Below are 13,809 nucleotides of genomic sequence, written 5' to 3'. Positions count from 1 at the left end.
AAGTAGGCAGCACCTGTTTTTTCTGCAATAAGCATACCGCTAACCACTTGCTTTGCTATCAGTTCTAAGGCTGATTTGTATGTTGTTTGATTTGGAGCAGAACCTTCAGTAAGCGTTCACGATCCCACAATACAACCTCGTTGGCTTTGGCTAAAATCTGGGCTTGTTTGGTGTAGTGGCTATTGGTTATCACGATTGCGCCTTGGCAGTTGTACATTTTTTTGGCGGCGACAGCTTCTTGAATCGCCTTAACACCAACATTTTTGCTGTAGCGTTTAGCTTGGATGATCGTGCGAGCTTGGGCTTTTTTGATGACTAAATCCGCGCCATAATCGCCAGCTTTGCCTGTATGCTCAATTTGGTAGCCATATTGACGAAAGACTACGCCAAGAAAATGTTCAAATTGTGTCCCAGTCATACGATCAACATCAAGCATGCCAGAACGTAATAAGCGTCTGCGACGAATAAATTTTTCGAGTACACTGACCATCATTGATAGGATAATAATTCCTGCTGAAATAATGAGTAGCCAGCGGCCAATCGTATTCCATGATTCTGAAAATATATTCATCCTCACTCCTTGGCTGAAACAAGATACGTGATTTACCACCCTGCACCCAAAAATGGCGATTGCGGCATTGATTAGTTGATCAATGTGACAATCGGTGGTATAGTAGGCGATGGACGCTTCTTGGTTGATAGGTTGGTTTCGTCACCTCCTATCGACAAAGAAGCGTCCATTTGTTTTTTGTGTTTAATCCTCGCTTGATACCTATAATTTTCAGTTCTCTTGGCTTTTGTGGTTAAACGCTGCCTGCCAATTGTGATCATCAAACTGTATGGTCTATGCTCTATGTTCTTCGGGTGTTGTAGCCACAGATGCCACAGATTGATTGGATTATTGTTCCCATAATCAAGTGCCTGAACCCTGACCCCTAGACCCTGATCCCCAAATGCTATGTTCTATGTTCTATGCTCTATGTTCTTGGTTGGTTGTAGCCAAATAAGCGTAATTGCTGCTCGCCTTCGCCAATAATCCCCTCGAATTGCATGCCAATTCGTTCGAGGACTTTGATCGATTGTTGGTTTTCAAGATGAGTAGTGGCAATAATGCGCGGCAGTTTGAGGGTTGTGATTGCATACGTCAAGAGGGCTTGCGCAACTTCGCTTGCATAGCCCTGGCCCCAGTATTCAGGCAAAAAGGCGTAGCCAAGGTCAATTTCGGCTTCTGGGGTGCGTTTGATCAAGCCTGCCATACCAATCAGTGTGCCTGCTAATTCCACGCCACACAAGCCAACTCCATAGCGTTGATACATGGTCATAGGGCCGCTGCTGATGTAGGTTTCTGCATCATTCAAGGTGTGCACATTGCGGTTGCCAATCCATTGGAGCCACGACGGTTGATTGACTAACTGCATAACAAATGGGCCATCGGCCAACGTAAACTGGCGAATGACTAAACGAGCTGTGCGAATTGTTTGCATAAAACTCTCTCTTTTTGAGTGGTGGTAAGATTTAATAGACTAAATCCAGATTGTGCTTGCTTGGAGTGAATTACTTGGTGATCACCACCCTTCCGTCCCGCCTCAAGGCGGGAAACGCAGGGGGTTTTCATCCCCCTGCACCCCCTAAAGGGCATTGAATGGAATGGCATTGATTGAGCGATGAATCAGTTGTTCCTTGGTTCGCTGTCTAGCTCTGTTGCTATGCAGACGAGAAGTGTAGTTATCGAAGCACACACTCTTTTCTTAGTGGTTATGAGCGCATCGAGCGATAAACCGCCAAGTGTTGTTGGGCGATGCTGGCTTGAGTATAGTGGCTCAAGGCACGTTGGCGGCCAGCAGCGGCGATGCTTTGGCGATAGGTTTCATCGCTATAGATTTTGTGAATTGCCTCTGCCAAGGCCGCTACATCACCTTCGGGAAATACGATGCCTGCGGTATCAATCACATGCGGAATTTCGCCAGAATTCGAGCCAATCACTGGCACACCACAGGCCATTGCCTCGATCAACACCCGCCCAAATTGTTCTTTCCAATTGGGGGTTGTGCGCGAGGGCAGCACATAGGCATGGACGCTGCGCATGGCATCGGGCATGGCGCTCGATGGAATTAATGGCTCAAGCGTGACTCGACCAGCCAGCGGCGCTTTATTGATGCGCTGTTCGACCTCGGCGCTTAAATCGCCCTTGCCAATTAGGCGACAATGAATGTTGGCGGGCAACTGTTCGAGCGCATCGAGCAAATCGAGCACGCCTTTGGAGCGCATCAAACGCCCAAAAAAGCCCACCACAAACGGATCTTTTGGCAATGGCTCTGGTGCAGGCGTAAAAATCGTTTCATCAACGCCAAATTGCGGAATCACGCTGATTGGGCCAGTGTAGCCATGATCGCGAATGAGTTGCTTGGCCAAGTGATTGCCAGCAATCGCATGGGCTGCATGGCGATAGCTGTAGCGCTCGAAGAAACTAAATGGCGGTGGATAACGCCGCGCCACATCTGCCCAATTGTAAAAACAGAGCTTGGCCTTGGTTTTGCGCGCATGCCAAAATGCTTGGAAGGTGGCGAGATTGAAGGCCTCTTCATCAGCATGCAGAATATCTGGTTGCTCAGCGGCAATTAATTTGCCCAAGCCCTGCCACCAAAAGGTATGATGATGGCCGTTGTGACCAAGCGGCACGACGTGCATGCGATAATTGCTCGCTTTTTGCAGCTCCAGCGGATATTCGCCAACTCCCGGCTCGATCCACACGGGCGGCACAATCGCGGTTAATTCAACATCTGGCTCAGCCGCAATCAGTTCGAGCTTACGGTGATAGGTGGCGGCGGTCAGCGCTTTGGAGATAATTAAAATTTTCATGGCAACCAAGGCTTCAATAATCACGAAGGACGCAAAGCAGCAAAATTGGTGCTTTGTGTCCTTCGTACGCTGATTCAGCGAAGTTTAATTTTAGAGGTGGAGTGTGCCATCAAGCAGCGCATGGCCAGCTTCGTGCATCGCTTCGTACAAGGTTGGGTGGGCGTGAATCGTCGCTAACAACGATTCAACGGTGGCTTCGTGGCTCAAGGCCAAGCCGCCCTCTGCAACCAATTCGGTCACTCGTGGCCCAATCAAGTGGAAGCCAAGAATCTCGCCATACTCTGCATCAGCAACGATTTTAACAAAGCCATCACGATTGCCAATCGCTGTTGCTTTACCAACCGCAGCAAATGGGAACTTGCCAACTTTGACGTTGTAACCACGTTCTTTGGCTTGGGCTTCGGTTAAGCCAACGTGGGCAACTTCTGGCGAACAGTAGACACAGCTTGGAATAATATCGTAGTTGATTGGGTTGGTATGATGGCCTGCGATATGTTCAACCGCAATCACGCCTTCTGCTGAGGCAACGTGAGCTAGCCATGGCGTTGGTACAACATCGCCAATTGCATAAATATTGGCAATGTTGGTTTGCATGGTGGCGTTGACCGGAATATAGCCGCGTTCGTCGGTGGTTACGCCGACTTCTTCGAGGCCAATATTTTTGGTCAAAGGAGCGCGACCAGTACCAATCAGCACATAATCTGCTTCCAAGGTTTGTTCTTTGCCGTCTGGGCCTTCAAATACCACGCTTGCGCCATCGGCGCGCTTATTGACAGCCTTGGTCTTTGAGCCAATGTAGAGCTTAATGCCGCGTTTGGTGAAGGCTTTGGCCAATTCTGCCGAAATTTCTTCATCTTCGGTGGCAACAATCCGGGGCAACATTTCGATAATGCTAACTTGTGCGCCAAAGGTACGATACATCGAGGCAAATTCGCAGCCGATGATCCCGCCGCCGATAACGACCAAATGTTTTGGCACTTCGGGCAAGCTCAAGGCGCCAGTGCTCGAAACGATCCGTTGCTCATCGAATGGGGCAAATGGCAAGGCACGTGGAGTTGAGCCAACCGCCAAAATCACATTCTTGGTTTCGATGACCGTTTCATTGCCGTCATCGCCCTTAACTGCGACTTTGTTGGTGCCAGCTAAGCGGCCAAAACCGCGAAAGAGATCGATTTTCTTCTTTTTGAACAAGCCTTCGAGGCCAGTGCGCATCGTTTTGACCACTTTTTCTTTGTGGCCCATCGCACCCTTGAGATCGAACGAAACTTCGCCAGTGATGACGCCAAACTTCTTGCCTTCTTTGGTTTCTTCCAGCACGTCGGCGCAGTGCAACAGCGATTTGGTGGGAATACAGCCAATATTTAAACAGACACCGCCGACTTGTTCTTTTTCGACGACAGCGACTTTTAAGCCCAATTGGACAGCACGCAAGGCAGCAACTTCGCCGCCTGGCCCTGAACCAATAATCACAACATCATATTGAGCCATTGAAATATCAATCCTCCGTATGGTAGACGTTTTGTCCATTGTCTATGATAGCACAGGCAGTCGTTTAGGCAGAAATCAAAAGTCAAAAGTCAGAAGGCAAAAGAACAGAGAGCCTAGAGGCAGATTTAACGCAGCGGCGCAGAGAATTAATGGCTCTAGGCTGAAGGCTCTGGTCTATCGGAACATGGTGTGGGATTGCAATAGCCAATAGCCTTATCTTCGTGCTCTTCGCGATCTTCGCGGTTGCCTCCAACTGATCCCTAACCCCTGACAACTGATCACTCGCTCGTTATGCTAGTGTTTCGTTAATCCTTGCAAAATCGCCCATGGATTGGCTAAAGCTGTGGTGTATAATTTTCGATAGCATTAAGTAGGTGTGGTGAGGCAACGATGCCAAAAATTTTGCCTGGGTATCACATTACAACCGCTGCCCAAATGCGGGCAATCGAACAGCGTGCGGTCGATGAAGGTGCGACGTGGGCTGGCTTAATGGCCGAGGCTTCACGTGGCATAGCCGATGTGGCCTTAGGAATCATCGCCAAGCAGCCTAAACCAGCAATTTTGGTACTGGTTGGGGCTGGCAACAATGGCGGCGATGCCTTGGTGATTGCGCGGCATATCAAAGAAGCTGGTTATCCAGTTCGCTGCTACCTGTACAAGCGCAAACCGCAAGCCGATGATTGGCCGTACGCCGCCGCCCAAGCCGAAGCAATGCCGCTGTTTTTCGCTGCTGACGACCCCGAAAACCAACAGCTTCAGCAGCTGCTTCAAACGAGCACATTTGTCATTGATGGCCTGTTTGGGATTGGCCTAAGCCGACCGTTGGCTGCTGATGTAGCCCAGATTATTCGCTTGGCGAATGCCAGCAAACTACCTATTTTGGCGGTCGATCTGCCTTCGGGCCTTGATGCTGATAATGGCAAAATCTGGGGCACAATGATTAACGCAACCTACACCGTGGCGGCGGGCCTGACCAAACGCGGCCATCATCTCTACCCAGGCGCGGCCAAGGTTGGCAAGCTCGCAATCGCCGCATTTACCCTACCAGATTCTATGGAGGAGCCGATGACTACAACTGAACTGAATCTTGCGACAATCCGTTCGCTGGTGCCGGCCCGTCCGGTTGATGGCCATAAAGATACTTTCGGGCGCGTGATGGTTGTGGCTGGCTCGTATCTTTATCCTGGCGCAGCCTGGCTTTCGGCAACTGCCGCTGCGCGCTCGGGCGCTGGCGTTGTAACGTTGGCCTGCCCACGCTCAATTTATGGCAGCACCGCCGCCCATTTGCACGAAGTAACCTATTTGCCCTTGCCCGAAGTTGAGCCAGGCGAATTGACCGAAGCCGCCGCCAAACTGGTGCACGAAAAATTAGCCAAATATAAAGCCTTGTTGGTTGGCCCCGGCCTTGGCACTGAAACAGGCACAGGCGATTTTCTCCGCGCCTTGATTGGCTTGGCTTCAAGTAAGCGCCGCTTGGGCGTAGGCTTTCTTGGCTCGAGCGAGCTTGAAATTCCGGCCAAACGTAAAGGCGGAGTTGGCTTTGGCTTGGCTGCACGGCCTAAAGAAGAAGCTAAAGTCGAAGAGGAAGGTCCAGTCTTATTGCCGCCACTGGTGATCGATGCAGATGGCTTGAATATTTTGGCCACGATTGAAAACTGGCAAGAAAAATTGCGCGATCAGCCGGTTGTGCTCACGCCGCATATTGGCGAGATGGCACGCTTGCTTGGCGAAGAAAAACTTGGCGAAGATCATCCACAAATTGCGCTTGAAGCAGCAGCTCGCTGGGGCGTGACCGTAGTGCTCAAATCGGCACACACGATTATTGCTAGCCCCAATGGCAGCTTAGCCTTGCATGGCTTGGCCAACCCCGCGTTGGCAACCGCCGGATCTGGTGATATTCTTGCAGGACTCACCGCAGGGTTGTTGGCTCAAGGCTTAGCGCCATTTGAAGCCGCGCAACTTGCAGTTGGGGTGCATGGCGTTGCTGGCGCATTAGTTCGCGAAGAATTAGGCGAACGCGGTACTATTGCAAGCGATATTCTTAATCGCCTGCCCTTGGCATGGCGCAAACTTACAGAAGGCGGAAAACAATAATGCGTGCGGTTGATCTGATTATTAAAAAACGCAATGGAGCACAGCTCTCAACCGAAGAAATTCAATGGCTGATCAAGGGCTATACTGATGGCAGCGTGCCTGATTATCAGATGGCTGCTTGGGCCATGGCGGTTGTGCTCAAAGGCATGGACGATCGCGAAACCACCGATTTGACCCTTGCCATGGCTGCTTCTGGCGATCAGCTTGATTTGAGTGATTTTGCGCCCGCTGCGGTCGATAAGCACTCGACTGGCGGGGTTGGCGATAAAACTAGCCTTGTTTTGGGGCCGATGTTGGCAGCAGTAGGCTTGCAGGTTGCCAAAATGTCGGGGCGTGGCTTGGGCTTTTCGGGCGGTACGCTCGATAAACTTGAGGCTATTCCCAACATGCGCATCGACCTAAGCGAAGCAGAGTTTCGCCATGCGATGCGTGACATTGGCATGGTGATTATGGGCCAAACTGCCGACCTTGCGCCTGCCGATAAAAAGCTTTATGCCTTGCGCGATGTAACGGGTACGGTTGAATGTATTCCGTTGATCGCCGCTAGCATTATGAGCAAAAAATTGGCTGCTGGAGCCAAAAGTATCGTGCTTGATGTGAAGGTTGGGGCCGGGGCGTTTATGAAAACCCTCGATCAAGCCCGCGATTTGGCGCAAACGATGGTGCGGATCGGCCAATTGTCCGGACGCAATGTCGCTGCGATTCTGTCGTCGATGGAGCAACCATTGGGCTTGACGATTGGCAATGCGCTGGAAGTGCGCGAAGCGATCGAAACCTTGCAAGGCCACGGCCCAAGCGATTTGATTGAAGTTTGTTTGACTCTTGGCTCGCATTTGTTGGTTTTGGCTGGCAAGGCCCAAAATCTTGACGCAGCCCGCCAACAGTTGCAAGCAACCCTCGATAATGGCCAAGCGTGGGCTAAATTCCGCGAGTTTGTGGCCCAGCAAGGCGGCGATCTGGCGGCGGTTGACCAACCTGAGAGCTTGCCAATTGCCCCAATTCAAATCGATTTGCTGGCCGAGAGCAGTGGCTTTGTCCAACGCATCGATGCAGAAACCTGTGGAATTGTGGCAACCGAGCTTGGCGCTGGCCGCGCTCGCAAAGAAGATGCAATCGATCCAGCGGTGGGCTTGGTGCTGAAGCGCAAAGTTGGCGAGCCAGTTCAAGCAGGCGAAGCCCTGTTGACGGTGCATGCCGCCAACAATGAGCGCGCTGAAATTGCGTTGGCGGCGCTCAAATCGGCGATTAGCATTAGCCCAGCCGCGGTAGAAGCCCTGCCGTTGGTATTTGAAAGCGTTGCCTAAATCGAAGGTAGGCCGATTCTGCGTTGTTAGCGTTTTAGGCGCTAGCAACGCATTTTTGTGCTCTGCGCCAAGCAGCGTGGTATAATTATTAACGAAAATATGTGCTAGCGCTCAGCGCAATTGGCACTTGTGAAGCGTCAGTAACGAACGGGCTATCTAGGAAGGAAATCATGGCAGAAATACTGTATTTAGGGCATGCCAGCGTGCGGATTCGCGGTCGTGAAGGCATTGTGGTGCTTGATCCCTGCGATCAATCGGTTGGCTTTGATATTGGTAAGCCAACTGCACAAATTGTGACGATCAGCCATCACAAAGCTGATCACAATAATGTCGAGGCCGTTAAGCCCTTGCGCGATACGCTGTTTGTGGCCGATGGGCCTGGCGAATACGAAGTGAGCGATATTTTGATTCGTGGCGTTCGCACGGCGCATACCGATAGCGAGGGCAAAAAGCATGGCCATAACACCATTTTTGTGATGTATATTGATGATGTTGCATTTTGCCATTTGGGCGATTTGGGCCATGGCCTGACCGCCAGCCAGCTCGATGAAATTGGCGCTGTTGATGTGTTGTTCGTGCCAGTTGGCAACGGCAACCACGTGATCAAGCCCGATGGCATGGTCGAGATTATTGGCGAAATTGCCCCCAAAGTGGTTGTGCCGTTGTACAACGACAACCAACAACAACGCCTCGAAGCGCTCGATTTGGAGCCATTGAGCGTGTTTGTGCATCAGATGGGGTTGAAGGAATACGAAACCCTTGATAAAGTCACCTTCACGCCATCAACCCTGCCCCGCGAAGACGAAGAAACCAAAGTTGTGATTCTCAACCCAACTGGTGTTGCCGTCTAATTTCGTTGAATTTGATATATATCGTAGCCTGCTCTAAAGCTTTGGAGCAGGCTTTTCTATTGATAAAAGTACTAGATTAACCTAGCATTAAATTACCCTTGACATTGTTTGTGCGCGCTTGCTATAGTAGCTCTTGAGATATTCGCATGCTTTAATCTTCGACAGTAGAGAGATTTCTATGTTCCCAATAAGCTATCGATTAATTATACTTTTACTGCTTAGCTTGGCCTTGCTTGGCTGCCAGGCCCGTTCGCAACCAGCGCACGATGCCACGGTTGAAGCAGCCTTGCGTGATCTCAGTAGCCCGTTAAGTCGCGCGGAGATTGAGCAATTTATGGGCTTTGCGATTCCTGCTGAGGCAACGAATGTCCACACCCAAGGCGAAGTAGCCTTAGATACAATGGTGATTGCGCGCTTCGATTTGCCCGCTTCGGCCTTGGATGCATGGCTGACAACTGTGCCGATTACCGAGGCGCTGCAACATACGCCTGATCTTTTTGCTAGTTTGCCAGCTCCATATCCAGAGGCAAAGCCATGGTGGCAGCTTGATAGCTTAAATCTGCAACCTGAACAATATCGCTATGGCTATCAATTTATCAATGGCAAAAGCTATCAAATTTTAGTTGTGCAACTACAGCCGAGCGATCAGCTGCTGACGATTTATCTGCAAGTGTTCAATATCTAAGCAAAAGTTGGCATTGCTTTGGTATTTGGGAATCAATGTTTGAATCTGCTTCGCGATCTTTGCGCACTTCGCGGTTTCATCAACCCTAATCCCTGAAAACTGATCCCTGATCCCTCGTTATTATCTGCCATCCACGATTCAATCATGTGATATGCTTACAAACAGATTTGCTACTTTTGAGGCTCTTATGACGTTGGTTGATCCTGAAACCCCGCTTTTTACCTTCGATGAAGCTGAAGCCCAGCCTACGGCCTTAGCCAATGAGTTGACCGAATCCCTCCGCGAGCATTTTGGCTTGCCTGGCTTTCGCAGCGGTCAGCAACAAGTCATCGAACGGGTGATGGCAGGCCGATCAACCCTTGCCTTGATGCCAACTGGCGCAGGCAAATCGCTCTGCTATCAATTACCAGCGTTGTTGTTGCCTCACGCCACGATCGTCATCTCGCCCTTGATTGCCTTGATGAAAGATCAGCTTGATGGCTTGCCCGAGGCGGTGCGCGAACAAGCGACTTTTATCAACAGCGCAATTCCGTTTGATGAGGTGCGCAGCCGTTTGCGTGGTTTGAGCGAAGGGCGTTATAAATTGGTTTATGTTGCGCCCGAGCGTTTGCGCCAACGTCAATTTCTCTATGCTTTGCAGCAAGTTGGCATCTCGCTATTTGTGGTCGATGAAGCGCATTGTGTGTCGTTGTGGGGCTTTTCGTTTCGCCCCGATTATTTATTTATTCGCGAAGCGCTGCGGGTGCTTGGCAACCCGCTGGTTTTGGGTTTGACGGCAACCGCCAGTCCAGCCACCGAAAAAGCCATCTGCGAGCAACTTGGCGATTTAGAAACGGTGCGCACCAATGTGTTTCGGCCCAACTTGCACTTCGAGTTGCTCAAAGCCTCCAACAAAGAGAAAAAACAAGCGGCCATCCTGACCTTATGCCATCAAATTAATGGCGCAATTATCGTTTATTCGCGCTCGCGCAATAGCTGCGAAGAAATAGCCGATCGCTTGCGCCAAGCTGGGGTTGTGGCCGAAGCCTATCATGCTGGCTGCCCCGACCGCGATGCCATCCAAGATCGCTTTATGCGCGGCGAAACTCGGGTGATTGTGGCGACAATTGCTTTTGGCATGGGTGTGGATAAGCGCGATGTGCGGGCGGTGATTCACGCCAATTTGCCCAAATCGCTCGAAGATTATGCCCAAGAGGCGGGGCGGGCTGGCCGCGATGGCCAAATTTCGCGTTGCATTATGCTCTACAACTTTTTCGATAAACGCCAGCTCAAAGAATGGCTCGAAAGTAGCCATTTTGGAGTTGAAGAATTACGCGAACTCTATAAAGCGGTTTTGGGCCAAATTGGCAAAGGCCAAGGCACCATCAATCAGGCCCATTTGATGGAGCTTTCTGGCTTCGATGAAACCCGTTTGCGGGTTGGCCTCGGCATTTTGGAGCATGTTGGGCTATTGCGCCGCCATTTCGATTTGCCACGGGTTTGTAAATTGCGCCGTGGCGAAGCACCTGCAACGCCCGAAATCAACCAACTTTGCGAGTGGTTTAGCTTAGGCCGCTGGTGGCAAGATGTTGATAGCCACGATTTGGCCGCCGCTCTGCGCATCGCCCCTAGTGAACTTGAGCCAAAACTGCTCGAATGGCAAGAACAAGGCTTGCTTGGCTACGAAGGTGTGGCCCGCGAGGTGTTGCTCGAAGTGCTGCCATCGCCCAAAGATACCCGCGAACGGATGTATCAGGTGTTGAAGCAATGGCGCAGTACTCAAGAGCGCCAACTCGATTCGTTGACCCAATATGTTGAAGCAAGCCATTGTCGGCATCGAATTTTGGCGGCCCAGTTTGGCCAACGCTTGCCTGCTTGTGGCAATGCCTGCGATATTTGCCAATCGGGTCGCATCAGTATTAGCCGCCCACCAAGCAGCTTGCAGCCGCAAACCATGCCCTTGGTTAGCGCCAATTGGGGCAATGGCGGCGCAATCAGCGACCATCAACGAATTATCGTCGAGGCGGTGCGCGAACATCCCCAACAACTCAGCAGCCGCGATTTGGCTCATATTTTGGCTGGCTCACGGGGCTATGGTTCGCATCCGTTGTTTGGCGCACTTTCCGAGCGCTCATTCGATTCAATTCGGGCTGAAATTGATGTATTGGTCGATGCAGGCAGTTTGGCCTATCAAGGCGCAACTTTGGTGGTCGTGACGGCGGCTCCCAAACGCACTGGCAATCAACAGCGTGATATTGCCTTGCAAGTGCTAGCAACCCTGACTCGTTTGCCATATCCTTTGGGGCGTACTGGCTTGGCGCGTTTGCTCAAAGGTGCGAGCGATGCCAAACGCTCGCCCGACCATGGGGTGTTGGCGCACGTAACGATGGAGCAAATTGAAACGGTGATTGAGGCTTTGGTCGAAGCCCATTTGCTGGATCGCCAGCAGCAAGGCTTGTATCCGTTGTTGGCATTGAATAGTGCTGGCCGCGAGGCCTTGAACAACCCGCAAAGCTTGCCAGCCTTGAATATTCAGGGCAAGCGCGATTCGGCGCAAACCGAACAATTGCAGGCCGATGGCGAATTGTTGCTGGCGCTCAAAAGCTGGCGCTCCGAGCAAGCCCGCAAGCTCAATCTGCCGCACTATATGATTATTCCCGATAGTGTGTTGTTTGATTTGGCAGCCTATCAGCCAACCAGCAGCCACGAATTAAGCACAATCAAAGGCATTGGCAGCCAAAAATTAGCTCAATGGGGCGCAGATTTGCTGAGTTTGATTACCACTGGCAAAGCTGACAACTAAGCTTGTTTGCGTCGCCACCACCAAGCAGCAACCGCAGCCAGTGCCACCCCAACCATAATATAGCTGCCAATGCGGCCATCGATTTGCTCAAATAGATTGGGTGCTAGCGCTGTGATGATCAGAACGATCACCACGACGCTAGCTAAAACAAGACCCTTAGATCGCGACATCAGGCCGATATTCTCCCCAAATCTTGCGTAAAACTCCACATACTTCGCCAACGGTTGCCCGATGACTGAGCGCTTCGCGCATTGGTTCGAGCACGTTGGCTGTGCCTTCGGCGGCGCGTTGCAAATCGGCCAAGGCTGCATCAACCGCCGCTTGATCGCGCTCGGCACGCAGTTTGGCCAATTTGGCGCATTGTTCGGCGGCTACTGCTTCGTTGGGCTTGAAGATTGGCACGGGCGCATCATCGGTAACAAATTTATTGACCCCGATGACCAATTGCTCGCCACTTTCGACCCGATTTTGATATTCGTAGGCAGTATCCATAATTTGGGCTTGGATAAACCCATCCTCGACAGCACGCACTGCACCGCCCAGATCGTCAATATGGCGAATTAAGGCCAAGGCGCGTTGCTCAATCTCGTCGGTCATGCTTTCGACCAAATACGAGCCACCCAACGGATCGGCGCTGGCGGTTACGCCGCTTTCATAGGCGATGACTTGTTGGGTGCGCAAAGCAAGGGTTGCTGCTTCGGTGGTGGGCAACGAAAGCGCCTCATCAAAGCCATTGGTGTGTAGCGATTGGGTACCGCCCATCACTGCCGCCAAGGCTTGCAAGGTTACCCGCACCACGTTATTGAGCGGCTGTTGTGAGGTCAAGGTCGAGCCGCCAGTTTGGGTGTGGAAGCGCAAGGTCAAGGCGCGTTCATCGCTTGCCCCAAAACGATCGCGCATAATCGTGGCCCACATGCGGCGAGCAGCTCGGAATTTGGCAATCTCTTCAAAGAAATTGTTGTGGGCATTGAAGAAGAACGATAGACGTGGGCCAAATTCATCGACATGCAAGCCTGCATCAATTGCCGCTTGCACGTAGGCAATGCCATTGGCCAAGGTAAAGGCCAATTCTTGCACCGCAGTTGCCCCAGCCTCGCGAATATGATAGCCGCTAATGCTAATCGTATTCCAGCGCGGAATCCGTTCGGCGCAATAGGCAAAGGTATCGGTAATCAATCGCATCGAAGGCCGTGGCGGAAAGATATAAGTCCCACGGGCGGCATATTCCTTGAGAATATCGTTTTGAATCGTGCCAGTGAGCGTTTTGGATGCTGCGCCCTGTTGCGCCCCAACCAACTCATACAACAGCAAGAGCACGCTGGCAGGAGCGTTAATCGTCATTGAGGTGCTGACCTTATCCAGCGGAATGCCAGCGAACAAGGTTGCCATATCGTCGATTGAATCGATGGCTACGCCGACCTTGCCAACCTCGCCCTCAGCTCGTGGATCGTCGGAATCAAGGCCAAGCTGGGTTGGCAGATCAAAAGCGACCGAAAGCCCCATTTGGCCTTGGCCAAGCAAATAGCGAAAGCGTTCGTTGGTTTCGTGGGCCGAAGCAAAGCCAGCATATTGGCGCATCGTCCACAAGCGGCCACGATACATGGTGGGATAAATGCCTCGGGTGTAGGGAAACTGGCCAGCGTCAGGCTCCGGCTGGCGGTCGGTATCACGGTAAATTGGCTCAACCGGAATGCCAGCATCAGTTGTAATTTGATTGCCCATCAATCACCTCATTGTGTCTGCGAG

Annotated in this window: 11 protein-coding genes; 5 read left to right on the top strand and 6 right to left on the bottom strand. The window is 51.5% G+C overall.

Features of this window, described 5'->3' with window-relative positions:
- Positions 1–64: 64 nt before the first annotated feature.
- From SE18_RS12240 to lpdA, 4 genes are all read right to left on the bottom strand, one after another.
- Entirely contained in the window at positions 65–571 is a 507-nt protein-coding gene (locus SE18_RS12240; protein WP_054534744.1) for a restriction endonuclease, read from the bottom strand.
- A gap of 406 nt (positions 572–977) precedes the next feature.
- Complete coding sequence (locus SE18_RS12235; protein WP_054534743.1) at positions 978–1,484, bottom strand: GNAT family N-acetyltransferase; 507 nt, start codon at positions 1,482–1,484, stop codon at positions 978–980.
- A 271-nt stretch (positions 1,485–1,755) separates the two neighbouring features.
- On the bottom strand, positions 1,756–2,859 hold the full coding sequence (locus SE18_RS12230) for a glycosyltransferase (protein WP_054534869.1): 1,104 nt from the start codon (positions 2,857–2,859) through the stop codon (positions 1,756–1,758).
- A gap of 90 nt (positions 2,860–2,949) precedes the next feature.
- The gene (lpdA, locus tag SE18_RS12225; RefSeq protein WP_152976633.1) at positions 2,950–4,347 is read right to left on the bottom strand and encodes a dihydrolipoyl dehydrogenase; all 1,398 of its coding nucleotides are present in this window, start codon (positions 4,345–4,347) and stop codon (positions 2,950–2,952) included.
- A gap of 390 nt (positions 4,348–4,737) precedes the next feature.
- On the opposite strand from lpdA, the gene SE18_RS12220 reads away from it, so the two are divergent.
- The 5 genes from SE18_RS12220 to SE18_RS12200 all read left to right on the top strand — a co-directional run bounded on the left by SE18_RS12220 (position 4,738) and on the right by SE18_RS12200 (position 12,063).
- A complete protein-coding gene (locus SE18_RS12220; protein WP_054534742.1) occupies positions 4,738–6,441 on the top strand; it encodes an NAD(P)H-hydrate epimerase in 1,704 nt (567 codons plus the stop codon).
- Positions 6,441–7,745 carry a pyrimidine-nucleoside phosphorylase gene (locus tag SE18_RS12215; RefSeq protein WP_054534741.1) on the top strand — a complete coding sequence of 435 codons (1,305 nt, stop codon included), beginning with the start codon at positions 6,441–6,443 and terminating at the stop codon, positions 7,743–7,745. Before SE18_RS12220 ends, SE18_RS12215 begins: the two co-directional genes overlap by 1 nt.
- A gap of 170 nt (positions 7,746–7,915) precedes the next feature.
- On the top strand, positions 7,916–8,596 hold the full coding sequence (locus SE18_RS12210; protein ID WP_054534740.1) for an MBL fold metallo-hydrolase: 681 nt from the start codon (positions 7,916–7,918) through the stop codon (positions 8,594–8,596).
- 178 nt (positions 8,597–8,774) lie between these two features.
- Positions 8,775–9,281, top strand: coding sequence for a hypothetical protein (locus SE18_RS12205; protein ID WP_054534739.1), 507 nt, complete (start codon positions 8,775–8,777; stop codon positions 9,279–9,281).
- Between the two features lie 187 nt (positions 9,282–9,468).
- The gene (locus SE18_RS12200) at positions 9,469–12,063 is read left to right on the top strand and encodes a RecQ family ATP-dependent DNA helicase (protein WP_083469875.1); all 2,595 of its coding nucleotides are present in this window, start codon (positions 9,469–9,471) and stop codon (positions 12,061–12,063) included.
- Here SE18_RS12200 and SE18_RS27495 read toward each other — a convergent pair.
- Positions 12,060–12,233 carry a hypothetical protein gene (locus tag SE18_RS27495; protein ID WP_160319504.1) on the bottom strand — a complete coding sequence of 58 codons (174 nt, stop codon included), beginning with the start codon at positions 12,231–12,233 and terminating at the stop codon, positions 12,060–12,062. The genes SE18_RS12200 and SE18_RS27495 overlap by 4 nt on opposite strands.
- A complete protein-coding gene (locus SE18_RS12195; RefSeq protein WP_054534738.1) occupies positions 12,220–13,785 on the bottom strand; it encodes an acyl-CoA mutase large subunit family protein in 1,566 nt (521 codons plus the stop codon). Before SE18_RS12195 ends, SE18_RS27495 begins: the two co-directional genes overlap by 14 nt.
- Positions 13,786–13,809 lie beyond the last annotated feature (24 nt).

It is taken from the genome of Herpetosiphon geysericola, from assembly GCF_001306135.1.
Lineage (GTDB): Bacteria > Chloroflexota > Chloroflexia > Chloroflexales > Herpetosiphonaceae > Herpetosiphon > Herpetosiphon geysericola.
The sequence above is the reverse complement of the archived record's forward strand: the minus strand, read 5'-3'. Positions and strand labels throughout refer to the sequence as shown.